Origin of the sequence: Lysinibacillus sp. JK80, from assembly GCF_027557635.1 — a bacterium.
Classification (GTDB): domain Bacteria; phylum Bacillota; class Bacilli; order Bacillales_A; family Planococcaceae; genus Lysinibacillus; species Lysinibacillus capsici.
The window spans coordinates 143,716-168,539 of sequence record NZ_CP058997.1 but is presented as its reverse complement, the minus strand read 5'-3'; the positions used below and the strand labels follow the sequence as shown (position 1 = coordinate 168,539).

The following is a 24,824-nucleotide window of genomic DNA, read 5'->3' as shown; positions in this document are numbered from 1 at the left end:
GGCAGTTTGTTCAACCACCACCCATATTGATTAACTAGCTTTTGTTTCTGGTTGATCTGGCATAATATAAGCCATTTTATTTTTCATCATACCATAGATAATTCTGACTAATCTTCTCATAATGCAAAGAAGGGCTTGTGACTTTGACTTCCCTTCACTTAGCTTACGGTTATAGTAAGCATAAAAGACAGGGTTTCGAGGTATTTTACTACCTTTACTAACTTGGACTTGTTGGACAGATAGGTTGTAAAAGATGTCATATAGCTTTCTATTACCTTGTTTTGTTTTCTTCATCGTTTCCTTACCGCCCGAACCCATCTTAATAGGGGCAATTCCTGCATATCTTGCGAGTTTGTCAGAATTGGCAAAACGATGAATGTCACCAATCTCTGCAATCAATGCGGAGGAAGTAACCGTATCAATCCCTGGCATAGTTTCAAGCTGCATACCTAACGTTTGAATGGTCACCTTTAACTCTTTATCCACCTTCTTGATTTCCTGCTTCTTAAAGCGGATATCTCTTACTATGCTTTGAATGATAAAGTCTCTTGATGTTTGGTATTCACGCTTTACCTCTCCATCAGCTAGAACGAGTGACATTATTTGCTCTGCCTTTTTAGTGGAACAAGCATTGTTACTCGCTTCTAGTAAGAATGTTCTTAAGTCCTCTACTGTTTCCCCCTCCAAATGAGATGGTGAAGGATAGCTTTCCCAAAAGGCTAAAGCTGTTTTCCCATCTACTTCTGAAAAGAACTCCATTGGTTACTCATAATCTATACGTAAAAAATGAACTGTTCGTCACTAGGTAGCCCCAAACAAAAAGAAACCTTGAAAGACATTTAGCCAATCAAGGTTATTCTTTAATCTTATTAAATTTCTACCTTATTCTCGATTAAATACTTATCTCCCAATTTTTCTTTAATTAAGGCTATAGTGTTTTCTACCTTCTTTAAAAATACTGTCTTTTCATTTTCATTTGAAAATCCTTTGAACTCAAAGTTGAGAGCATTGTCTTCAAATAGACTATTGTATATATTCTGTATCTCTAAAAGCATATTATCAATTTCTTCTTCACCCTCAAGTTCTCCAACTAAATCATTATCAACTAATTCACCTTGTTCATTATATATCCACATTGGATAGCATTGATATTCCAGAAATATCTTAATAATGTTCATGGTTTTCCCCCTTCTTCTTATGGTATTGATTTTGGATTTGCCCCTACAATAAAACCATTATTTCCAACAGTTATAGCAACTCTTTGTTTCTGTCCGTTGAATACTACTTCATAAATTGGTCTTCCGTTTCCTCGACCTTGAGTTCCAACAACTTTTCCTTTACTTAACGCCTCCATCAGGAAATCTGGAATTTCATTTGATTTAATTCCCTTAGCTGCAAACTCATCTGCATGACGCATTACATGTTCGAAACCTGCATTTGAATTACCTTTTTCAAGCCAGGCTAACTTACTACTTGCTGTTTTTGTAATAGCCATCACTTCATCAGGGTTATATTTCACACCGCTATTTGCCAGTTCGTCTAATAATTCTGCTGATTTCCATTTAGAGTTACCTATACCCTTATTCTCATCAGGCTTTTTATTCGAGCCATTTTGCGGTGGTTGGGAATTAGATGGCTTCGGACTTGGAGTTGTTGTGTTTCTTCCAACTGTTCCTGTATCCTCTATGCGTCTAACGTTTACACCTGCTCCTGCTACCTCCATCTCTGGTGATCGCAGCTGACGCAGCTGTTGTTTGACTTCATCTACTTTGGCTTGGATCTGCGTTTTTACATTTGAGACTTGCTTGTTGACTTTTTCTTTTACATTGCCTAAAAGACCTTTATTCGCTTTTTGAGCACTTTCACTGATACCCTTCGCTGCCTTCGCACCTTTATTGACCCATTTACCAGCTGTTGCCGCATTGCCCACTACTGGAATCATAGCGCCAAAGGAGAGAGCCGCATTGACCTTGTCACCTCTTGCCGCATAAATAATACCATTCACGCCATCTGCTACTTCTCCTACAACGGGGACCATCCCGACTATATCTAAGCCCGTTTGGAGCGTATTTAACAGATTTTTAGGTTTTACAGCATTTTTCACAGCTTTGGTCGTTGCTTGTGCAGCTTTTTTCATCGCTGGTAGTACTTGTTTTTTGACGACCTGCTTCGTCTGTTGGACAGCGGCCTTTACCTGTTGCTTGGCCTTCGAAACAGCCGCCTTTGTTTTTTTCACAACCTTTTTCGTGGTCAGAACAGTTTTTTTAATTGCCTTTTTCACCCGTTTAACCAATTTACTCTTGGATAAACTATTTTTTAGCTTCCGTGCCTTGGTAAAGAATTTACCCCACTTCTTCTTTTTCTTCTTTCCGTTACATAAATTGAGCTTAACGTAACGCTTAGCCGCTATTTTTAGTATAAGTTCATTGTATGCGGCTTTAGCGATACATTCAACCCCTTTACCGATACAAATTTATTGTGTATCGTAATAGTAATATAAACAGAGGAAGGGAACTATCATGTCTATATCAATCAAACTTAAAGAAATCTTGAAAGAACGTGACCTTTCACAGCGTGAATTGGCACGAATGACAGGGCTGCGACCAAATACAATTAGTCATCTTTGTTCAGACAATGTGGACAGGGTTTATCTATCAACATTAGAAACAGTATGCAAAGTGTTAGACATCGACATTCAGGAGTTAATCGAGGTGGAGTAGCCTCTCGCTCTAGTAATCGTTATATGTACGTAAAAGTTGCGAATAAATTTAAAAGGCGGGGAGAAAGCCAAGGTAAAGTATTTGGAGATGAGGATGGTAGTATCTGATGATTTTTAGGTTATTTACACGAAGTGAAATTTATTAAATTGGGCATACAATTTAAAGATGTTGTACGTACTAAAAAATTGTTAAAACATTATATAGGGGTTATAGGGGTTATCTACAACCCAAAAATAATAATCGATTTATTAGGCACTAGGTATCCACCAAAAAAGAAACCTTGAAAGGCATATAGCCAATCAAGGTAATAGTTTAAGTTTAGTATGAGTTTATTTTAGTTAAAAATTTCTCTACTAAGTCTTTATATTCATTAAAGTCCTCATCACTCATAAAATTATCCATTTCTATATTATCTTTTACGTCCATAAGAACTTCTTTAAGCGGTTCCTTTTGGTCTGTAATTTTTTCCATATCAACAGAAAATAGTACCTCTAATAACTGACCATCATAAACATCACCTTCTAGAGGATTAAGCTTAAGAAACCCTATTGCTTTATCTATTGCTAATTCAATAAAAATATTCTGTTTAATCATTCTACATAAATCACTAATATCTAATTCTGTAATATCTTTATTTATTAAGGTATTATACCATTCATCCAATGGATAGTCTTCTTGTACTTCTCCCTGTGGCAATTGATAAATATCCCTTATTTTCATTTTTATATCCCTCCAAAAGGTTCAAATAAGTCTTCTATTTTGTTTATATTTTTATTAGCCTTATCCAAACCATCTTGTAATACTTTTCTTGTTGCAGCGTCTCCTTGATGGTCTAGCTTTCATGAGTTATTAATTCGAATTCAAGGAATCTTTAACCGTAAACAAGTTTTAAATGACTCTGTCATATTATACCTTGTATTTATCGCCACGTAGTAATTCCATATCATACTGCACTTAACCTAAAAATTTCATACTTGGAAGTAAGCTTTGTACGTAGAGTATAGCTCTTATTATCATTAATATTTACTTAAAATAATATACCTAGATTTATATTATCATAATCGATACGCAAAAAGCCTTCCATAAAACAGTTCAACATAATTAACTTGTTTCATGTAACGCTATTACGCTAAATTTCCGAGACATTCTGTACACCCATCTTAATTCTGGAAAATATTAAAGATGATATATTTTATTCAACACTGACTAGCCTCTTTCCTGTTGCCAAAACAAATCATAGAATGACTGAATTTTATTATTTTATTTCTTCTGGTTTTCTAAATAAGCAAAGAGTATCTAGTGCCTCAAATATGTCATCTCCAAACTTAAATAATGAATAACCATTTTTCCCAAAGACCTTACCCGATTTTGAGATAAACATTACTAAATTTCCACGATATGCTTCTCCAATTACTACGAGCGGCTCTTTTACTCGTACCTCAAATTCCTCAAAGTCTTCTTTTTCATAGTAATCCCCAACAACTTCTTCTGGGCTAAAATGAAAGGTTTCTAAACTTCCATCCGGATGCTTAAATTTATATTCAACCCCACCAAATTGACTTAATGCATCCACCACTGGGTTAAACACTTGATATCCCATCGCCTCTAAAAATTTTACTGTTTCGGTTAATTCAACCTTATTATTTGGATTCCATCCCGCTTGTAGCAATATATCTCTCGTTTCATCTGATAAATTTTGCATAAGTATCCTCCCTATTTATTCAAAAGTTCTATTCACGAAAATCATTAATGAAATCTAAAAATGTCTCTTGACAATTTTTACATGGCGCTTTATATTTCCCATTACCATTAATCGTGCTTATTAATATATCATCTATTTTTGAACCTGACCATAATAGCTGGTTGACTGCTTGAATCTCAGCACAATTTTCAACATGCCAAATTTCGAAACTCTCATCATCCTTATAAGGATTTTTGGGGTCATTTTTGGCTTTCTTCCTTGTTCCTTGTGCTATCTTACCTAAGTCTGGATGCAGTTCCATTACACTTGGATTGAATTGTCCTTCTCTAGCTCCATTATAACCAAATGTTATTTTAGTTTTTTTACCATCTACCCTTGTTATGTCTACAGCGGCACTTATTACATCCGGTTTATATTTCCCTCCACCAAATCCATTTTCATCTATAGTTTTTTTGATTCCACCGTTCTTAAGAAACTTAACATGTTCATCTAACTGCTCTCTTGCAAAATCTTTGGCAACCTCAACTTGCTTTTGTCTACTAATTTTACCCGTACCCTTAGTTGAACTCGACCCTTTCCCAGAACTTGCCTGTACCAAGGTATCAGTAGGCTTCTCTTTCCTCGTCGTCTGGGTAACTAGCTTCCCACCGCCTGCCAGTGCGAAATCATTTTGTCTATTGCCTTGTAAGGCACTTTGTAGATGGTCGAGCTGCTTGCGTCCATTTTGCTTCGCTTGGGCGATGGCTGTATTGACTTGTTTTTTGAATTCCTTCGCCTTGGCTGCCACTTTCGTTGTGAGCTGCTTGCCTTTCTCCGCTAGCTTCGTTACCGCTTTCGTTGTACTTGCTACGATAGCGCTGCCCTTCTCGCCCTTCGTGGCGATTTTTATCACCGCTTTTCCACCATGCTTCAGCCCTTTGACTGCGAGTCCTCCAATTACTGCAGCGGCGGAGATGGCTCGCTCTGCCTTGCTTAGCTTGCGACCTGTGATCGGGTCTTTGCCTGTGGCAGATTCATATAGGGCCTTGCCATTACTAACAACGGTGGAAGCAACTCTTTTCTAGATCCTCCTTATCTAACTCGTTGTCTAAATGTTTCGCCCTATACTCTCCAGTTATTTCTTTTAAAAATATAAATAAATTTTCATAGTCTAACATTACTTCTTCATTGCCAAAACAATCTCTTCCAATTCCCCTTTTTATTTTGCTACTTTCGTTTCCAATTTCACAAATTCTGTGATAACTGCTCCACCAACCTCTTTCGTGTCTTTAAAACTAAACAAAAATAGTAAAAAACAGGTCTATCATGGAATTATCTAACCATAATCGACCTGTTTGTTGTAATGGAATACTGTTATTCAGATGAAAAATTCACGCATTTATATACGTACAAATAAACTGGCGAAGTCTTTATAGTTATATTAAATGAGCTATACATAATTAATGATTTCATTCTGCACTAAGTAATACTTATCACCTTAATTTTTTAAATGCTCTTCATGTATTACTTTTAACTCTCTTCCTTCACATAAATTGTTAAGAGCTTCATATATTCCACACCCAACTTTCCAAATATAGTAATCATCTAGTACTGCATATACCTCCCCTTGCTTAGACATATACAACACTGCATTATCTCTAAAGGCAGTACCAATGACAACCAAATCATTACCTATTATAACTTCATATCTTTTATAATGCCTTCTGTCTAAATCCCCCAGCCCTTCTTTCGGTTCTATCACAAAACTCTCCGATTTTCCATCATTTTCAAATATACATTTTAATTCACCAAATTGCTCAAGTGCTTCTTTTACACAATCGAAAACCACATACCCTTTATTTTCCAAATATTTCACCTGTGAATTAATATCTATTTTTCGGTTTGGGTTCCACCCCGATTGTTTTAATACTTTTTCTGTTTTTATTGATAGTCTTTCCATAATAAATACCTCACTTTTTACCAAATGGTATATCAACAATAAACTCCTCAAATGTCACACTACAATTCCTACACATCTCCTTATATTTACCATCCTTTGAAGAGATGGTGCTCAAGAGAATATCTTCAAGCTTTGCACCCTCCTTAAAAGCTTGATTTACTGCTTGAATTTCCGCACAGTTTTCTACTTCCCATCTCTCAAAACTATTTTTCCCTTCCTTTTCCATCGCTCTCTGTTTAGTTTTTTCCACCAATTTTTTAGTATCATCGAGTAAATCCGATGCTGTCGGATTAAATCTAGGATTCCCTGTTCTTAAATCTGTGCCGACACCATTATAACCAATATAGGTTTTTCCAGCTTTCATATCAACAGCAGCAGTAATAACATGTGGAATATAGATTTCATTTGTATTTGGATCAATATATTTACCATTAATAAGTTCTGCTCGTTCTTGCTCAAGTTTTTTCCTTGCTACAGCTATAGCTTCTTCCGAATTTAATGCTCTAGCTGTATTATTTTTAGTACCCTTATTCTCATCAGGCTTTTTATTCGAGCCATTTTGTGGTGGTTGGGAATTAGATGGCTTCGGACTCGAGGAGGACGTATTTTTTCCAACCGTTCCTGTATCCTCTATGCGTCTGACGTTTACACCTGCTCCTGCTAACTCCATCTCTGGTGGTCGCAGCTGACGCAGCTGTTGTTTGACTTCATCTACTTTGACTTGGATCTGCGTTTTTACATTTGAGACTTGCTTGTTGACTTTTTCTTTTACATTGCCTAAAAGACCTTTATTCGCTTTTTGAGCATTTTCACTGATACCCTTCGCTGCCTTCGCACCTTTATTGACCCATTTACCGGCTGTTGCTGCATTGCCCACTACTGGAATCATAGCGCCAAAGGAGAGGGCCGCATTGACCTTGTCACCTCTTGCCGCATAAATAATACCATTTACGCCATCCGCTACTTCTCCTACGACGGGGACCATCCCGACTATATCTAAGCCCGTTTGGAGCGTATTTAACAGATTTTTAGGTTTTACAGCATTTTTCACAGCTTTGGTCGTTGCTTGTGCAGCTTTTTTCATCGCTGGTAGTACTTGTTTTTTGACGACCTGCTTCGTCTGTTGGACAGCGGCCTTTACCTGTTGCTTGGCCTTCGAAACAGCGGCCTTTGTTTTTTTCACAACCTTTTTCGTGGTCAGAACAGCTTTTTTAATTGCCTTTTTCGCCCGTTTAACCAATTTACTCTTGGATAAACTATTTTTTAGCTTCCGTGCCTTGGTAAAGAATTTAAACTTTTCTTATACCCTTTTCAATTAATATAAGAATAGCCCTAAACCCTTGTGGGTTTAGGGCTAGAACTAACCTTTACTAATCAATGCTTTTAGAAATTTAACTTAGATAAGACACTTTTAATTCGTTCCGATAACTTTTCTTGTTCTTCTTCTGTAAGTTGTTCATCAGTTATATCAGCAATCCTAAACGATTCCAATTCAAGTTTTAGCTCGTTAATACCAAGTACATCCTTTATTTGATGATTATATATACTTTCCGCTAGTGTTGTGTAAATAATAAATTTTTCACTATTAGTATTTTTACAATCTCTATCAAATCGTTGTAATACATTTGAAATAATTGCTTCTAACCTTTCGCTTTCTTTTATAAAATCGTCAATGAATTTCTGAACTTCTTCGCTTAGTTCATTATAATACCAACAAACTCTTGGGTAATAATTTAATGGCTTTTTTTTCAACTCTTGTAAAACATAATCTCTTCGATTTTTTAAACTGTTTAACTGTTCAATTGTTAAACTATTTTCTTGTTTAATTGCTTTGAAATCAAGTTCCTTTAGTGATTGTTCAATATAATTCATGAAAGAATGTGAAATCTTTTCATGAGTTAACGCTATTTCTGAAAATATTATACAAAACATTGCTTTATCTGTTTCACTTTTTTTGGCTAACATGTCATATTCATTAAATGTTCTTGCAATCGCCTCTCCTTTACTCATTTTTTCCCCAACTAAATCATTATAATCTTCTAAAATATATTCTTCATATTCTTCATAACTATAAACCATAAGAACCCTCCTGATTATTTTGGTAATATACTATTATCATTATTATGAATTACTTCAATTTTAATATTTGGATACTTCTCATCAAATTGTTGAATTATAAGATTACAACTATCACATGTATCTTTTTCTGTAAATAACCTTATTGTCCCTTTAACCTCATTATTATTTCCAATTTTCTCTGCTAAATCGTTTAAAATTTTATATTCAGTATCTCCATCTCTTAAAAAGCTTTGTCCTGCTTTATTAGGTGCTTCAGTAGCCTGAAATATTGGATTTTGTGTTTTAAAAGAAAATTTTTCTGTTCCAGGAATTTTTTTTGAGGCATCATGAATTCCACTGTGGGCATAGAAATCTTTTTTATCAATTCCGGAAACATCTACTTCTGCGTATGCAAAATTACCCTGTTCTTTATATTTCTTAGATAATTGCCCTCTCGCTGTTGCAACTTTTTCAATAATATGTTTGTCTATAACAGGATCGATTTGCTTAGTCGGAAATCTATCCATATTATTTGTATTATTTTTCAAATTATTCTTAGGGATACTAATAGAAGGACTGTATGAAAATCCACTAGTTGTTTTTGTACTTGACGCTCCTTTAACCCCTAGCACTGACGTGGCTACGCCAAAACTATCTAACCAATGTTCTTTTGATAATGGGTCTTTCGGATTCACCGCACCTTGGTCCATTCCCGTGAAACCAAATGTTGCATAATTGAAAAAATCAGAAGGTGAATCGAGCATCTTATCTGCTCTACCTTTGGCTCCAGACCAAGTACCATCTACTGCACCTAGAGTTAGATAATTTGCAAAATCATATGGAGAATCGAGTGCTTTATCTGCTCTTTTGTCCAGACCACTTTTGAAATCTTTGCCGATTTCTTTGAAGCTATTAAGTGACTTGACAACTGGTTTTTTGATGTCCTTTATCACCGCTTTTGCAGCTGAATTCGTTTTGATGGCTAGTTCCTTCGTTGTTTGTTTTACTTCCTTTACCGCTTGCTTTGTCTGGTTATAAACGGCTTTCGTTTTGTTTACTGCTTGTTTATAGGTTTTCTTACCCGCTAGGACAGCTCTTTTTACTACTTTCTTAAATTGCTTCGCTATTTTACTTTTGCCACGAGCTTTGTCATTATCGTTTATTTAGTCACTATTCCATACAAAACTACCTCCTGCATGTAAAATGTCATCTCGCCTAATTCTCACACTTTTCTTCTTAGACCGCTGTTTACATAGTACTCCTTGATGGTCCAGCCTTCATGAATTTTCGATTCAAATATCAGATTACTTTTTAACCACAAAAAAACCTTGAAAGGCATATGAGCCAATCAAGGTTCAATTATTTTTTATACTTCATAACACTTTATTTAAATGCTTCTTCTAATATATTCTTTTCATGTTCTAACATACGACTTACTATAACGCCACAAACCATTTTATCTTTGTCTAAAGCAAATCCCACATTCTCATTTTGTACAATTGAAACAGTATCGTTTTCTGAAAATGAAATTAATACCTTATCAATTCCTATATATACATTCAATTTGCTATTTTCATCTATATACGTCTTATCGCCATATTCTTCAACTTGAAAATTAGGTATGCCTTTTATTAAGGTAATATTTTTCATATCCAATTTCAAATATTCTATTTGGTGTACATTTTCACTTAAAGTCAATGTAATAAAACGAATATTTCCTGTACCGCTGATGCAGTTCAAGTCAACCAAAGTTTTGTATTAAACACTTCTATTTTGTTTTCAAACCTTCTTTTATTTGTTCTACTAATTGAATTAACCACTGTAGCGGGGTTAATTCAATTGCTGGAAAATAAATTTCTACATTATTTTGTATAATGTTTTCCTTTTCTTTTTTTGTTAATTCACTATTTAAAAATTCTTCACAATGCTTTATGGTAAACAGCAAACAATTTTTACTAGCTTCTTTTATAAACTCATCTAATGCTTGTTCAGGAGAACTGATATCTTGATGGAATGTTCCACCTAAAAAATCTTCTAACTCCTCTAAGAAATCATAACTTTCATCCATCTAAATTCCCCACTTTCTTATTTCTCTGGATATCCTGTAAGAATAAAACTACCTTCTTTATCCTTTTTCAGTACAATCCTTGCTTTTGTAACATCTTCTACTATTTCTGAGCCTTTTGATACACTTCTACCAATTATCTCTCCATCACTCTTGTATTTTAACGGTAATGTAGGATTACTATCTGGATTAGAAAGCCATTTTTCGATTTTCTTAATATTCTTCGGATCGGTTAAAACTGTATTAGCAACTTGCTCAGCTGTCGTTATATCTTTAAAAGTAGAAGAACCAGAAATTTTTGAATTACTTTTCAATCTTTCTAATAATTCTTCGTCCGTTTTCCCAACATGTCTTTCTATTAAATGTCCACCTTTTAACTCATGTTCAGACAATCCGCCACTAAGTATAGGAGAACTCTTATCTTCTAGTTTAGCATTATCTGTACCCTTATTCTCATCAGGCTTTTTATTCGAGCCATTTTGTGGTGGTTGGGAATTAGATGGCTTCGGACTCGAGGATGACGTATTTTTTCCAACCGTTCCTGTATCCTCTATGCGTCTGACGTTTACACCTGCTCCTGCTAACTCCATCTCTGGTGGTCGCAGCTGACGCAGCTGTTGTTTGACTTCGTCTACTTTGGCTTGGATCTGGGTTTTTACATTTGAGACTTGCTTGTTGACTTTTTCTTTTACATTGCCTAAAAGACCTTTATTCGCTTTTTGAGCACTTTCACTGATACCCTTCGCTGCCTTCGCACCTTTATTGACCCATTTACCAGCTGTTGCCGCATTGCCCACTACTGGAATCATAGCGCCAAAGGAGAGGGCCGCATTGACCTTGTCACCTCTTGCCGCATAAATAATACCATTCACGCCATCTGCTACTTCTCCTACAACGGGGACCATCCCTACTATATCTAAGCCCGTTTGGAGCGTATTTAACAGATTTTTAGGTTTTACAGCATTTTTCACTGCTTTGGTCGTTGCTTGTGCAGCTTTTTTCATCGCTGGTAGTACTTGTTTTTTGACGACCTGCTTCGTCTGTTTGACAGCGGCCTTTACCTGTTGCTTGGCTTTTGTCACAGCCGCCTTTGTTTTTTTCACAACCTTTTTCGTGGTCAGGACAGCTTTTTTAATTGCCTTTTTCGCCCGTTTAACCAATTTACTCTTGGATAAACTATTTTTTAGCTTCCGTGCCTTGGTAAAGAATTTACCCCACTTCTTCTTTTTCTTCTTGCGTTTTTTCTTTTTCTTCTTTTTATTGGACTTCCGTTGTTTTTTCTTCGTGGAGCTCTTTTTTTTGGAGGATTTCTTAGCGCTCTTTCCTTTCGATCCTCCGCTCTTTCCTTTTTTCTTTCCACCTGGAGAGCCTACTTTCGGAATCATCCCTAGTAAGCTTCCTGCTAATCCTAATAGACCCATTAGGCATCACCCCCACCAACAGGGATCATCCCCATGACGTCTAGGGCTGCCTCCAGGTCTGCTTCCTCTTCTTGCGCAGCGACAGATACAGGGGCTTTAATGGAGCCCTCCATCGTCACTACCTGTCCCTGAATATCGGTATTGCCATCAAATACAAGACTGCTTGAGCCGCATGTGATATGCATCGACTCCGCTGCACTCATGGACACACGTTTTCCGGCAAAGGTGATCGTGTCGTTGGCTTTGACCAGCAAGGATGGCTTACTATGCACAGTGATGCCGCTGTCCTGATGGAGCTGCAGAAAGACAGCGCCCTCCTTGGCGGTAAATGTTACTCATCAATGCTGAGATGGATTCTTACCTGATCCTTTTTGACAAAGTAACGATATATTTTATCTATTTGTAAGTATTTACAATAAAAATAAACAGCTCACAACCACATTTAAAATGACACCTGAGCTGTTTAGTTAAATATAACATCTAATAATTTTAAACACTTTGGTTAAATACTTATTACTCGTTTCAGATTAAATATATTATTTCTAAGAATATTCTCATAAGGCTGTTAAATTAGGGTAAGTTTGTATCAACAATCTGAAACATTATTTAACATTTGTGCATCTGCACTTATTCTAAAATTCAATATTTCACCAATCTATCTCACTATATAATTTTAATATCATTCCTTGCTCAAAATCATCAAGTTTTTGATAAGTAGGGATTCCTTCTAGATTAAATCCAATTTTTTTTAACGTCACCATAGCTAAATCACCAATTTTATAATATCCTATCAACTTATCTTTAGACTCTCTTTTAAAGGACAATTCATTTAGTGTTTTAATTATATCTTCATTGAATATCTCATATTTACCAATAGCAATCATTACATAATATAATATTATTGGATTCTTTTCACCAAGTAGTTCTATCAACTCTTCAACTGCACAATTTCCATTATCGATTTTCTCTAAAATATTCAAATATATCAACTTACTTCTTTTATCATTTTAAGTGATTCGTCAACAAAGATCTCTCTTGAATGTAATTTTCAAAAAGCATATTCACAATATCTCTACGTCCAATCTTTTCTGCAAATTCTACTTCTCTCATAAATGCATTTAATTAGTTTCTAGTTTGGAAATGATAACTCATACCAGGAAAACCTTGTTTCTTATCATCTAAATGTATAAATATAAATTAACCATAGAGGAATTTTTTTATTTATCACCAATTGTAATTATTCCCTACTTATTGGAGAGTAAGCCATATTGCCATCTTTATAAACTATCTCGACACCTTGAGATTCTATTTATTAATTACCCCATTCTGCATATTGGATTTGTTAGCTAAATCAACATTTCCACAATCAATTATTAGTCGATAAATTTTCTTATTTAAAGGTGCCATCAAAAAATTATACTTTAATCCATTTAAATATAACCTCTAAATTTTATCCATAATATTCGTATTCCTAATTAAATCGGGTTATTTGGATATTCTTCTAAATACCTTTCAATCAATTTTTTTTGCTTTTCATCTATTGGTATAATTCCTAAATACTTATACTCCCATATCACCATTTGTTCATTAAATCCATAATCTGTCTCAAACCAATTAGTATAATCATAATGGATCTTAAATTTTCCACTTTGTTCAAGCGATAATGTAAAAGAGTGCCACAGCTCCTGTCCATGATAAATAAAAACTTCTCTTAATTTTTCGCATAAACTAAATAGTTTTCTTTTTAGAATATTAAACTCATTTTTATCAATATTAAAATATGATGATATATCTAAACTATAAATAAATTCTTCTTTTTTATCTGGGGTATTATAGAAAAAATAAGTCCCTCCCCCTGTCTCTGAAACTTGCGCATAACAATGAAAACTTTCCCATTTTTCTGGAATCATCTCATTCACAATTTCTGCAATTTCATGGTAGATTCTATTCATTTCTTGTTCCATACTCAAATAAATCAGCCTCCTGCTTGGTTTTTAATTGTCTTTTCTACTTGTCTTTGTCCTTCTATATGATAAATTACTTCGAATGCATCTGGTCTCATTGAATCTCCAGAATACGTCGGATTAATTTGTACAGTAACTTTTTTCGGAGGTGTTTCTTTCAATGCATTTGCCCACTCAGTCTCCATATTGAACCATTCACCACCAGAACGGTTAATCTGGCTATTTTGTGGAACTAGGTTATCGATATCCTTTGGCCCTTTAAACTGTGCTCCTATTAAGTGTCCACCGTCGTCATCAGGCAATCTATCTTTTCCTCCCACTGTTCTCTGTGCGTATGCGTTTCGTTCTGCAGTGCCTAGAATAAGCGTTCCTTCACATTCGGAAATACGTCCATTGTTATCCGTACGGTAAGTATAACCATCTGGAGATTTGTATTCTACATTTGGTTTTAAAACTTTTTTTCTACCACTCTTCGTAAAATGATCACCATAATCCACTTTTTCGTGAGACGGTCCAACTTTTTCCTTAGTTACTTCAGCAGGCTTTTTATTCGAGCCATTTTGTGGTGGTTGGGAATTAGATGGCTTCGGACTCGAGGAGGACGTATTTTTTCCAACCGATCCTGTATCCGAAATCCGTCCAACGTTCGCACCTGCCAACTCCATCTGCGGGGCTCCTAGCTGACGCAGCTGTTGTTTGACTTCGTCTACTCTGGCTTGGATCTGGGTTTTTACATTTGAGACTTGCTTGTTGACTTTTTCTTTTACATTGCCTAAAAGACCTTTATTCGCCTTTTGAGCACTTTCACTGATACCCTTCGCTGCCTTCGCACCTTTATTGACCCATTTACCAGCTGTTGCCGCATTACCCACTACTGGAATCATAGCGCCAAAGGAGAGGGCCGCATTGACCTTGTCACCTCTTGCCGCATAAATAATACCATTCACGCCATCTGCTACTTCTCCTACAACGGGGACCATCCCGACTATATCTAAGCCCGTTTGGAGCGTATTTAACAGATTTTTAGGTTTTACAGCATTTTTCACTGCTTTGGTCGTTGCTTGCGCAGCCTTTTTCACGACTGGTAGTACTTGTTTCTTCACTACCTGCTTCGTCTGTTTGACAGCGGTCTTTAAAAGTCGCCTCCGTTCACCTGTTACAGACAATCAAGTGCTTTAAGATTATAGATTTTCTAAGTTTATTAATATTAAATGTATTGTTTTGCTACCTCACTTTTAGGATTTAAGTTTATTATTTCTTTAGCTAATGTTTTAGCTTCTTGATTACTTAGTAATTTATCAGGTATGTCGTTAAAAAATAATAAATATTCTTTAAGCTCTATATCATCCTCGTCTAATTCCACTGCTTTTTTCGCATGATAAAATGCTGCTTGATAAGCCCCCTCTATATGACATAATGGTTGAGATAATATAATTGAAGCAATATAATGAATGAAAGAAGTTTCCTTACTTTTTAACATATCGAAAACAAAAGAATAATATATGATGTTCTCTGATTCATAACATAAATCCAACAAATAATTTTCTAATTCAACTTTATTCAAACTATCTACTAAAGCTTTAGCTTCTGTAAAATTTAACGAAATAATTAATTTTTCTAATCTTGTTTTCATTTTGTTTTCACCCACGCATCTGATATTTTAATTGTTCCATTTTGTAGCTTTACAAAAGTGACTTCTACTATTTGACCATTCACTGACATTGATTTCATTAGAGCCGATTTTTTATAAGGACCTTCTGTTCCATTCTCCATAACATTTGAAATAACCTTAGATACTTCATCCCAATTCTTTTTATCCGTAACTACTTTATCCCAAGCATGTTTATCTTGTAATATATGATGTATTTTATTACTGCCTAATTCAGAAACCTCAGAAATAACTTTACCCGTCCCCTTATTCTCATCAGGCTTTTTATTCGAGCCATTTTGTGGTGGTTGGGAATTAGATGGCTTCGGACTCGAGGATGACGTATTTTTTCCAACTGTCCCTGTATCCTCTATGCGTCTGACGTTTACACCTGCTCCTGCTAACTCCATCTCTGGTGATTGCAGCTGACGCAGCTGTTGTTTGACTTCGTCTACTTTGGCTTGGATCTGGGTTTTGGCGTTCGCTACTTGCTTGTTGACTTTTTCTTTTACATTGCCTAAAAGACCTTTATTCGCTTTTTGAGCACTTTCACTGATACCCTTTGCTGCCTTCGCACCTTTATTGACCCATTTACCAGCTGTTGCCGCATTGCCCACTACTGGAATCATAGCGCCAAAGGAGAGGGCCGCATTGACCTTGTCACCTCTTGCCGCATAAATAATACCATTCACGCCATCTGCTACTTCTCCTACAACGGGGACCATCCCTACTATATCTAAGCCCGTTTGGAGCGTATTTAACAGATTTTTAGGTTTTACAGCATTTTTCACTGCTTTGGTCGTTGCTTGTGCAGCTTTTTTCATCGCTGGTAGTACTTGTTTTTTGACGACCTGCTTCGTCTGTTTGACAGCGGCCTTTACCTGTTGCTTGGCTTTTGTCACAGCCGCCTTTGTTTTTTTCACAACCTTTTTCGTGGTCAGGACAGCTTTTTTAATTGCCTTTTTCGCCCGTTTAACCAATTTACTCTTGGATAAACTATTTTTTAGCTTCCGTGCCTTGGTAAAGAATTTACCCCACTTCTTCTTTTTCTTCTTGCGTTTTTTCTTTTTCTTCTTTTTATTGGACTTCCGTTGTTTTTTCTTCGTGGAGCTCTTTTTTTTGGAGGATTTCTTAGCGCTCTTTCCTTTCGATCCTCCGCTCTTTCCTTTTTTCTTTCCACCTGGAGAGCCTACTTTCGGAATCATCCCTAGTAAGCTTCCTGCTAATCCTAATAGACCCATTAGGCATCACCCCCACCAACAGGGATCATCCCCATGACGTCTAGGGCTGCCTCCAGGTCTGCTTCCTCTTCTTGCGCAGCGACAGATACAGGGGCTTTAATGGAGCCCTCCATCGTCACTACCTGTCCCTGAATATCGGTATTGCCATCAAATACAAGACTGCTTGAGCCGCATGTGATATGCATCGACTCCGCTGCACTCATGGACACACGTTTTCCGGCAAAGGTGATCGTGTCGTTGGCTTTGACCAGCAAGGATGGCTTACTATGCACAGTGATGCCGCTGTCCTGATGGAGCTGTAGAAAGACAGCACCCTCCTTGGCGGTAAATGTTACGGACTGTGGGTCTAGCTTCATTTCCTTCTCATTCGGTGTCCCCCAGTAAGACGTTTTGGGATCAGCTGTTTTCGGGTTGGACTCGCCGCCCTTTCGTACACTATGACGAACAACTGCTGCTTCCTCTCGATGAGTCGGGAAGGTTAGGTGGACACTATCTCCTTCCTCTGGCGGGCTGTAAAAGCCACTATGTCCCTCTGCCGTATAAGGCGTAGCCAGTGGGAACCACGTAGCTTCTTCCTTTTTTTGTGTCTCATCCATACTGAGGTGGACTCGAACCTGATCCTTTTTGACCTCTAATACCTTTCCTTCAATCGCTGTGCCTGGTAGGAACGGAATACTGCGCCTATCTTGACGTATGCCTTTTTCGAACAGCAGATGATACTCATAGGTAAGGATGCCTTGCTTCATGCGGGCAATAGACTTGGCTACTACAAGCTCCTTGCCCTGGAGCAGAACGCGATCACCCAGTTTCAATGTTTTTCTAGATTCTATCACATAGGCAACTGTATCCCGCTCTTCAATTGGCTGCTCGATGTCATTGTACTTACTATGTAAAAACTTAGAGCGATCCTTTAAGATCGTATAATTTGCCATGGAAAGCTTTTGCATTCGTCCTTCAGGTAGGCCAAACCAAAACTTCGGCTTATCAGCATCCACTGCAGCGACTAATACCGCACGAAAATGGGAGGCCATTCGTTGTAAAAATTGCCAATCCGTCTCCTTATATTGTAATATAAATTGCTTAAGAGGAGTAGCTTTCGATACAGTATCAATAACATCTGCACCTGAATAATCATCTAGCACCCTTTTTATCATCGCCTGATAAGTCATTTTATGATGCTGAAAGGAACGGTATTTTTGTTTGCAATCCAAGGTGAATGTAGAAGAAACAGCCTCTAATTCAATTTGATATACTCCCCTTGTCATTCGTACCGCAATTTCTGTTACCTGTCCTTTAAAAAGCGCATGCAGCCGTTGTCCGTTATGTTTTTGATAGAGCTCTATTCGATCTGTCGTACTGGCAAGCTGCATACAACTATCTTTCTTTTCTGCAGGGATAAATCCCGTTATTGCTAATTTTGCATGGTCGTTCACTGTTTGAGTTAACGTGAGATTATGCAATGTCTGGATTTCATAGGGGGATACGAGTTCAAGCTCACCGTATCCGATTACTTCCTCGTATGTGTTCACATGAATTCCCTTCTTTCCTCAGGGGACAATCGCTTATTCTTGCCCATCATCTTCTACTTTTATCGTTCCACAATACATACACATATTAATCGATTGACTAACTAACGCTGGATGATTTTCAATTAATTGATCATCCTTTCCACTAATCCAGGGCATTGTAATCACAGGTGTACAGGGCATTGGCTTTAAGACACCATTATTGGCAGCTGTAGCTGCCGCAACAGTAGGATTCGCTAATGTCTGGCATAAGCCAAATGGTTGAATATTCACATAAGGCTTATAATCCATCGTATTCATCTGCGCCTTATTTTTCGTATAAACACCGTGACTGACTGGCATTTTTAAAATACTCGTTTGATCTCCTTGCGAACAGGATAATTTGGCACCAGCTACGACATAACTCCGTTGGTCGCCACCCTTTGTCTGCATTTCTTCTGACATAGAAAAACCATCCTTTCGATACGTAAGGTGTTACCACTTTTGCTAAACATAAGACTTAACTGCAATACTTACGTCTGACGACTCTTTCTTCAAATTGGTCTAATTTTAATCTCGCTATTTTCTCCCTACCATTTATCTAAAGCACCTTCCATCATGTGCTTTAATCCTTTTTCAAGCACCTCATCTATTTTCCTACAGAAAGAATGTCGTTCCATCTTCCTTCAGTTTGTATTTTTTGTAATCGTATTCCCCGAAAATCTCTGCGAAGAATACTCTCTGCTAATTCAATATTCACCACAATAAACTGTTCTTTAATGCCCTCGATTTGAAAGAATGAATAAGGAGCAGCCAACTGCTCATCTATGACTAGCTTCTTCAACGTACCATCCAGATGAAATTCCGTTTGAGCGGAAAGACAACGCACTCTTGGTGGGATCACCAGCCAATATAAGGTTTGCATTAATTTAGGCATATCCGTGAGAACAACTGCTTTAAATGGCATATTCGGGACATACTTTTCCACTAATTGTTTAACAGCATCAGAAATAAGCATGATTGGCTTTTCTATGAGATCGATATACACCACCTCGCCTTTTTCTAATACAGGAAATTGCCGTTCAAGTTCCTCTAATTCTTCCATTCTTTCAATGGTTAATACCTCTTTTTTAATCACTTGGGCAATACCAACAGGTTTCACAGCATTTGTGATACGTTCATCTTGAGATAGAATAAAATAGTTCATCTTTCGTCTCCTTTTTTCACACTGTCTACTTCCAAATGACACTAGCAGCCTGGAATGGATCTAGCTTTACATATTCCTTTGCTTCCTTAGAGAAAATAGCCATTTCTAAATTGGCTCCCGCAAAATTTGTATTTCTAACATTTGCCCCCATAAAGCTGGCCCCTCGTAAATTCGCTAGCTCAAAATTGGCGCCTTCTAAATTCGCATCGGTAAAACGAACCGGTAAATAGCCAGGTATTTCCCATTTCTGACGATCTAGTAGACCACTCGCTCCTTGTACCTGTTGAAAATTCGCTCCCTGTAACTGACTATTACTAAAATCCGCCTCATAAATTGTGCTAAAGCTCAAATCCGTGTCCATTAGCTGACTCTCCCGAAAGCTAGTACCAATCAACAGACATTCACGCATATGACAATTGGTTAAATTGGCTTTGTGGAAAAAGGCATAGCGAATATCCAAGCCTTCATATCGCCCACCTGCTAAATTTAAATGGCTAAATACCTCGTATGGATATTCCTCCTCTAATTGTTCATCTAGCCAAGCCTTTATTTCTTCACTATCCTTCGCTGAAAAATCCTCGCTATAGACAACCTCATTCATATCCATAAACTCGCCTACACGTATCTCGACAGCCACATCTCGATCCAGTGCCAAATACTCTGGACATCGAATAATGTCAGGTAGCGCATACCTAGCGAGACTTATTACATATTGGTGAAAATGTTTGGCGTCCTGAAGTCTAATGCAATCAATATCTGCCTGAGTAATTGCCCCCATAAAAGTTTTGCTATACAAACTTAATTCTTCAATGTATTGCTCTAAAAAATGATGCGCCCAGCCTGCATCATAAGTAGTTAAAAGCGGATGAATATCAAAAAACCATTCTTCATCCGTAGCTTCTACTAAATAGTGAGGGTTGCTCTCTAGTAGCTCTGTGCGCAGCATTGAAAACGTAATATGTGCAATCGGTCCTTTCTGTTGAAGCGTTTGCTGTTGTTTTAGTTGCTGACATAATTTTTGAAAAGACATCCTAAAATCATCGGCGAGCTTATCCTTGGAGGCTTGAAAAAAATCCTCGAGCAATAAGAGATATTTCAACCTTCTTTTTTCTACTTCGTTATCATAAAAATGCTGTAAAACTCCCTGTGTCTGCATATAAATCTCCTTCCTTCTCATTCACACGCAACCATTTTAATTTGCCTTTACTTCCTTCCCAAAAATTTGCACACTGCCATTCATCGTTATTTTACTTTCTTTGCATTGTAAAGAAATTTCTTCCTCTGCAGACAAAAGAATTTTCTTACTCGCATTCACTGAAATATCTGCCTCAGAGATAAGTTTAATTTCTTTTTTACTAAATATTTCAATACCATTTGCTTCATTTAGCCGAATAAAAATATCGCCATCCTGTGCAGTAATAACCACTTCAGTTGGACTCATTTTAATCTCTTTACCAAAGGCTGTACGATAATATTTGGTTGAAGGATCATCTAGTTTGTTCGTTGCTGAAGTATCTAAATTTTTTCGTATGGAGCTGCTAGAAATTCCTTCCTCCTCCCGATGTGAAGGAAAATAGACGTGAACAAAGTCATTAATTTCAGGCATACAATACCAACCACTATGTCCTTCTGCTGTATAGCCCGTAGAATAAAGAAACCAATGTGCTTTTCCTTTATCCTGCTTCTCATCAATCGCTAAATGCACCTTAATATGATCCTTTGCGACTTCTAATACTTTTCCTTCCAGTGATAAACCTGAGATCGCATCGTTAAATAGTTCACTTTTATTCATGCCATTTTTCGTTGACAGCGTATAATAATGTTTCAGCAAGCCATCCTTCATGGTTGTGTATGCTTCACATATATAAAGCGTTTGTTGATGAAAGGTGACATGATCTCCTATTTCCATTACCTTATCTGTTTCCACCTCATAGTATAGAAAGTCATGCTCTCCCATACCTCCATTACCATTCTCTGTATAAAGAAGGTAATCTGCTAGTTTTTTTCGGGTAGTATAATGGTAATCTTCTAGCTTGCCTTTAGCTCTACCAGCAGGCACACCAAAATGGAACTTTGGCTTATCAAAGGTAGCAGCAGGCACTAGTCCAGTGTTAAAACGTGAGGCTAGTCTTTTTAAAAATTGCCAATCGGTCTCTCGATATTGCAGGGTAAACTTGTCTAATTTAGCACCCTTTGTTGCTTCATCAATAATGTCAAGACCAGGATAAAAAGGATGTAATAGTTTAAATAAAGACGAATAGGTCATTTCCTTATCCTGATAGGAGCGATTTTTCTTTTTAATGTCTAGCTGATAGGTGCTTGAAGCCGCTTCTACTTCAATATAATAAATGCCACGAACTGAACGAACCTTCACATCTAAAATTACACCTTTAAATAATGGTGAAGGGACACCAAGATGATTAAGCTGATTTACTACAATTGCCGATCTTGCCTCCGTCATTTCTACATAAGTGTCTCTCGCTACTTCAGGCACAATACCAGTAAAACGTAACATAGCATGTTCATTCATTTTTTTTACGATAGTAAGCTCTTGAATACTAATAAGCTCGAAAGGTAGAATTTGAATATTATGATAAGCTGTCACTACACTACTCACCGTATTCCCCCTCCGTTCCTACTATTTGAAGCAAATCGCAAGGATTCCATCATAGCTCTCGCAATCGGACGCCAAGTTTCAAGGTCCTCCTCCATACAATTGAAGGTTCCAATAAGTGCCATCCCTTCGATAGAGGCAAAGAACATTAAATTAAAAATATCGCCATCAATAGCCGGTGTTATAATCTCTAAAAAGCCGACTGTCTTCTCGTCAATCTTCAGGACATCCGTATCAAGCCAATCAGCTGAAGGTTGAGCTTGTTCAAGGATATCAATCATATTTTCTTGAAAAGCAGCAACTCCCTCTTCCTTTAATCGATGTGGAGTTAGGTTGAAGGCAAGATTAATCGATGAGGATTCATCTGTATAAATAAGATTTGGTCGACGGTCCGATGGGTACTTTAAGGCTGCTAATTCAGTAGACATCTTCGAAAATAGTTTTGGCATACGGATCGTCATTTTGCCATCCAATAACGACTGCTCCATCACCCCTACCTTCTCATCATCAATTATGATGTAGCTTTGATAGATATTTACTTTTTCTAAGTCTTGTTCCTCCTGCTCAGATACTTGCTCAGGCTCCTGTTCCTTTTGTAAGGCTGCTTGTCGCTGGGCTAGCTCATGTTGCTCCTGCTCTCTCATTTCATTTCTTAATGCAATAATTTTTTCATCTATAAATTTCATCCCAATCACCTTCCGTTTTTTAACCGTTTTTTCACCAACTATTATTTGCTTAGTGGGCCTGTTACACGCCCAACAAGGTAGGTTTCACTCATATCCAAACCACTTTTTAATAAAGCTAAAAAAATGCAATGTAATATCTAATAAAACATCTCTAAAAGCCTCATCCGTCGTATGATCAGGATGAAAGAGGTCTTTAAAGTAACGATGGTAGGGGTTTACTTCCACATGCTGCTCTATTACCTGTGAATTTAATAGTTGTGGACTAAGCTCCATATAAGGTGAATAGATATTGGCAATTCTTCGGCTTGAATTAGCAAATCCCAAATATAGTTCATAACCATTTCCCTACATATCCTTCATGACACAGAATTTGAAATCTGCATCCTCCCATTGCCTCAACCAGCTCATCAAAGGCATACCTGTTGGCAATGCTTCTCTCTACTTCTTCCTCACAAAAATATGAGTTTGAGTGATATCTTTTCTATGTATAGGATCTTTTATTTTCCGCCTTTAAAGTAATTTTAGGGAGATTAAAAATAATCTAAGGAACTATAAAAGTTCCTTAGATAATTAGTAGTATTTTATCATGCTGCAATCTTAGACAGCGTAGCCACCCTCGATTTTTGCCAAATCTGTTTTGTCTTTCTTTTGCTTAATAAATAAGAAGAACTCACCAATACCTTCTGTGTCACCATATCTTTCTGTATAATCCACCACAAAAGCATTTGGGAAATGAATTTTTCTTACTACTTGATCTGCTGAAACAACCTCTAAAGTCACTTTACGGTAACAGTCAGCCTTCTCAGCAGGTACTAATGACCATAAACTCAATTTCATCGTATCATCAGAATTATCACCATCAGTAGCCGTTAAAATTTTACCTTTAACTTTTAAAGTGGCTCCAACATCTGTAGAGCGAGCGTTAGAATCATTCGGTGTATCTGTCTCATATTCGACAGTCATGATGCTTTCTAAGCCTAATTCAATTGCTTCTGAACCTTCTACTTTTAATACAAAACCCATTTTCTTACCTCCTAAAATTTGTTGAATCATGACGTCTAACATTCTAATGAAATCATATTAGCTACAGCTATCTTTTTCACGATGTCGTACCCGTATCGTGAAATAGCTAATTTTTCAATATTAGTAATTAGTCGCTCGATTCATATTTATGTTAAAAGATTTATACATGATAAATCTTAAACATACGACTGAAAAATTGAATAACTGTATGTTTAAACTTGTTAGGCTTTAACAGCACTTGTCCTTTTTGTAATCATTACTTCTAAATTCTTCACATTACCATTAAATACAAGGTCAATTTGACACGTGCTCGTTTTCTCATCAATAATGTAGCCGATACCATCTCCATCATGAATAATAGAGTTGACATAACCTTTATCATTCTGCCATTTACTTTTTTGACTGCTTAGATTATTGCTAAAGAAACGAACGATATTTTCATGCTTAAAGTCACCTGATTGGAAGTGTAAAATTCTTTCAATATTCGTACTCACCTGTGTTTTGTAAATAGAATCGAATCCATCCTCTACCATCGCTAGACTTCTAGCTTTCTAAATAGAAACAATATATAAACATTTAAGAAAAAAATTTACAATAAAAATCAATATGAGGCTAAACTATGTACTAGAAACTCTAATTCTACTTTTATGCATTTTTTATACGAAATTCACTAATGATAGTATGTATCACAAAAGTAACTATACAACACCAAAAATTAATGTCAATATTTTCTATAGAAAATATTGTCATTAAAAACAATTTAAAGTATGTTTAGTAAAAATGTTACATAGTAATAATTATGATATTTTTTCAGTTAATAATGGATTTATCCTATTTTTTTACAAAAAAAACAACTAAAGGTTCAATTGGTCTTAGGCCCAAAGCTATTTTTTAAAATAATCTTCTACATAGAAAAAATGAATAAAAAGTATTAAACATATAGTTATATTAGTCTTTTAGAATGAATCTACATAAAATAGTTCTTTAAGCATTTGTACTTTTCTTCCAGGTTATTACGAATTCAAAAAAAG

The 24,824-nt window shown here is 36.5% G+C and carries 26 protein-coding genes and 3 pseudogenes; 1 reads left to right on the top strand and 28 read right to left on the bottom strand.

From position 1 onward, the window contains the following. Nucleotides 1-30: 30 nt before the first annotated feature. From HXV90_RS00890 to HXV90_RS00880, 3 genes and pseudogenes are all read right to left on the bottom strand, one after another. Nucleotides 31-756: pseudogene (locus HXV90_RS00890) on the bottom strand (transposase); the annotation flags it as partial. A 113-nt stretch (nucleotides 757-869) separates the two neighbouring features. Beyond that, nucleotides 870-1,178, bottom strand: coding sequence for a hypothetical protein (locus tag HXV90_RS00885; RefSeq protein ID WP_258859716.1), 309 nt, complete (start codon nucleotides 1,176-1,178; stop codon nucleotides 870-872). 17 nt (nucleotides 1,179-1,195) lie between these two features. Next, the gene (locus HXV90_RS00880) at nucleotides 1,196-2,236 is read right to left on the bottom strand and encodes a hypothetical protein (RefSeq protein WP_269898135.1); all 1,041 of its coding nucleotides are present in this window, start codon (nucleotides 2,234-2,236) and stop codon (nucleotides 1,196-1,198) included. Between the two features lie 283 nt (nucleotides 2,237-2,519). On the opposite strand from HXV90_RS00880, the gene HXV90_RS00875 reads away from it, so the two are divergent. After that, entirely contained in the window at nucleotides 2,520-2,720 is a 201-nt protein-coding gene (locus HXV90_RS00875; protein WP_269898134.1) for a helix-turn-helix domain-containing protein, read from the top strand. 318 nt (nucleotides 2,721-3,038) lie between these two features. Here HXV90_RS00875 and HXV90_RS00870 read toward each other — a convergent pair whose 3' ends face one another. The 25 genes and pseudogenes from HXV90_RS00870 to HXV90_RS00755 form a co-directional block, all read right to left on the bottom strand. Continuing rightward, nucleotides 3,039-3,440, bottom strand: a complete 402-nt coding sequence (locus HXV90_RS00870) for a contact-dependent growth inhibition system immunity protein (RefSeq protein WP_269898133.1) — start codon at nucleotides 3,438-3,440, stop codon at nucleotides 3,039-3,041. Nucleotides 3,441-3,975: 535 nt separating this feature from the next. After that, nucleotides 3,976-4,422, bottom strand: coding sequence for an SUKH-3 domain-containing protein (locus HXV90_RS00865; RefSeq protein WP_090919084.1), 447 nt, complete (start codon nucleotides 4,420-4,422; stop codon nucleotides 3,976-3,978). A gap of 28 nt (nucleotides 4,423-4,450) precedes the next feature. Then, nucleotides 4,451-5,314 (bottom strand): hypothetical protein, encoded by an 864-nt coding sequence (locus HXV90_RS00860; RefSeq protein ID WP_269898132.1) that lies wholly within the window; start codon nucleotides 5,312-5,314, stop codon nucleotides 4,451-4,453. Nucleotides 5,315-5,344: 30 nt separating this feature from the next. Next, nucleotides 5,345-5,413 (bottom strand): annotated as a pseudogene (locus tag HXV90_RS23455) (hypothetical protein); the annotation flags it as partial. A 486-nt stretch (nucleotides 5,414-5,899) separates the two neighbouring features. Continuing rightward, nucleotides 5,900-6,361 carry an SUKH-3 domain-containing protein gene (locus HXV90_RS00855; protein ID WP_269898131.1) on the bottom strand — a complete coding sequence of 154 codons (462 nt, stop codon included), beginning with the start codon at nucleotides 6,359-6,361 and terminating at the stop codon, nucleotides 5,900-5,902. Between the two features lie 10 nt (nucleotides 6,362-6,371). Next, nucleotides 6,372-7,544, bottom strand: coding sequence for a hypothetical protein (locus tag HXV90_RS00850; RefSeq protein WP_269898130.1), 1,173 nt, complete (start codon nucleotides 7,542-7,544; stop codon nucleotides 6,372-6,374). A 200-nt stretch (nucleotides 7,545-7,744) separates the two neighbouring features. Further along, the gene (locus HXV90_RS00845) at nucleotides 7,745-8,440 is read right to left on the bottom strand and encodes an Imm3 family immunity protein (protein ID WP_269898129.1); all 696 of its coding nucleotides are present in this window, start codon (nucleotides 8,438-8,440) and stop codon (nucleotides 7,745-7,747) included. Between the two features lie 14 nt (nucleotides 8,441-8,454). After that, a complete protein-coding gene (locus HXV90_RS00840; RefSeq protein ID WP_269898128.1) occupies nucleotides 8,455-9,372 on the bottom strand; it encodes a deaminase domain-containing protein in 918 nt (305 codons plus the stop codon). Nucleotides 9,373-9,802: 430 nt separating this feature from the next. Next, a complete protein-coding gene (locus tag HXV90_RS00835) occupies nucleotides 9,803-10,075 on the bottom strand; it encodes a hypothetical protein (protein WP_269898127.1) in 273 nt (90 codons plus the stop codon). Nucleotides 10,076-10,187: 112 nt separating this feature from the next. Further along, entirely contained in the window at nucleotides 10,188-10,487 is a 300-nt protein-coding gene (locus tag HXV90_RS00830) for a contact-dependent growth inhibition system immunity protein (RefSeq protein WP_269898126.1), read from the bottom strand. A 17-nt stretch (nucleotides 10,488-10,504) separates the two neighbouring features. Next, nucleotides 10,505-11,905, bottom strand: a complete 1,401-nt coding sequence (locus HXV90_RS00825) for an RNase A-like domain-containing protein (protein ID WP_269898125.1) — start codon at nucleotides 11,903-11,905, stop codon at nucleotides 10,505-10,507. Continuing rightward, the gene (locus HXV90_RS00820) at nucleotides 11,905-12,108 is read right to left on the bottom strand and encodes a hypothetical protein (RefSeq protein WP_269898124.1); all 204 of its coding nucleotides are present in this window, start codon (nucleotides 12,106-12,108) and stop codon (nucleotides 11,905-11,907) included. The genes HXV90_RS00825 and HXV90_RS00820 overlap by 1 nt, the downstream gene beginning before the upstream one ends. Before the next feature lie 444 nt (nucleotides 12,109-12,552). After that, nucleotides 12,553-12,885, bottom strand: a complete 333-nt coding sequence (locus HXV90_RS00815; protein ID WP_269898123.1) for a hypothetical protein — start codon at nucleotides 12,883-12,885, stop codon at nucleotides 12,553-12,555. A gap of 495 nt (nucleotides 12,886-13,380) precedes the next feature. After that, nucleotides 13,381-13,869 carry an immunity protein YezG family protein gene (locus HXV90_RS00810; RefSeq protein ID WP_269899006.1) on the bottom strand — a complete coding sequence of 163 codons (489 nt, stop codon included), beginning with the start codon at nucleotides 13,867-13,869 and terminating at the stop codon, nucleotides 13,381-13,383. An 11-nt stretch (nucleotides 13,870-13,880) separates the two neighbouring features. Then, complete coding sequence (locus HXV90_RS00805; RefSeq protein ID WP_269898122.1) at nucleotides 13,881-14,972, bottom strand: DNA/RNA non-specific endonuclease; 1,092 nt, start codon at nucleotides 14,970-14,972, stop codon at nucleotides 13,881-13,883. Nucleotides 14,973-15,076: 104 nt separating this feature from the next. Then, nucleotides 15,077-15,502, bottom strand: coding sequence for a hypothetical protein (locus tag HXV90_RS00800; protein WP_269898121.1), 426 nt, complete (start codon nucleotides 15,500-15,502; stop codon nucleotides 15,077-15,079). Further along, nucleotides 15,499-16,758 (bottom strand): polymorphic toxin type 35 domain-containing protein, encoded by a 1,260-nt coding sequence (locus HXV90_RS00795; RefSeq protein ID WP_269898120.1) that lies wholly within the window; start codon nucleotides 16,756-16,758, stop codon nucleotides 15,499-15,501. Before HXV90_RS00795 ends, HXV90_RS00800 begins: the two co-directional genes overlap by 4 nt. Then, complete coding sequence (locus HXV90_RS00790; protein ID WP_269898119.1) at nucleotides 16,758-18,287, bottom strand: contractile injection system protein, VgrG/Pvc8 family; 1,530 nt, start codon at nucleotides 18,285-18,287, stop codon at nucleotides 16,758-16,760. The genes HXV90_RS00795 and HXV90_RS00790 overlap by 1 nt, the downstream gene beginning before the upstream one ends. Before the next feature lie 33 nt (nucleotides 18,288-18,320). Continuing rightward, nucleotides 18,321-18,728 (bottom strand): DUF4280 domain-containing protein, encoded by a 408-nt coding sequence (locus HXV90_RS00785; RefSeq protein WP_269898118.1) that lies wholly within the window; start codon nucleotides 18,726-18,728, stop codon nucleotides 18,321-18,323. 184 nt (nucleotides 18,729-18,912) lie between these two features. Next, entirely contained in the window at nucleotides 18,913-19,470 is a 558-nt protein-coding gene (locus HXV90_RS00780; protein WP_269898117.1) for a serine protease, read from the bottom strand. A 25-nt stretch (nucleotides 19,471-19,495) separates the two neighbouring features. Next, nucleotides 19,496-20,626: a pentapeptide repeat-containing protein gene (locus HXV90_RS00775; RefSeq protein ID WP_269898116.1), complete on the bottom strand. Its 1,131-nt coding sequence runs from the start codon at nucleotides 20,624-20,626 to the stop codon at nucleotides 19,496-19,498. Between the two features lie 36 nt (nucleotides 20,627-20,662). Then, the gene (locus HXV90_RS00770) at nucleotides 20,663-22,087 is read right to left on the bottom strand and encodes a hypothetical protein (RefSeq protein WP_269898115.1); all 1,425 of its coding nucleotides are present in this window, start codon (nucleotides 22,085-22,087) and stop codon (nucleotides 20,663-20,665) included. Next, entirely contained in the window at nucleotides 22,084-22,770 is a 687-nt protein-coding gene (locus HXV90_RS00765; protein ID WP_269898114.1) for a hypothetical protein, read from the bottom strand. Before HXV90_RS00765 ends, HXV90_RS00770 begins: the two co-directional genes overlap by 4 nt. Before the next feature lie 597 nt (nucleotides 22,771-23,367). Next, nucleotides 23,368-23,793: a membrane-associated protease 1 gene (locus HXV90_RS00760; RefSeq protein ID WP_269898113.1), complete on the bottom strand. Its 426-nt coding sequence runs from the start codon at nucleotides 23,791-23,793 to the stop codon at nucleotides 23,368-23,370. Nucleotides 23,794-24,014: 221 nt separating this feature from the next. Then, nucleotides 24,015-24,344 (bottom strand): annotated as a pseudogene (locus tag HXV90_RS00755) (transcriptional regulator); the annotation flags it as partial. Nucleotides 24,345-24,824: the final 480 nt, after the last annotated feature.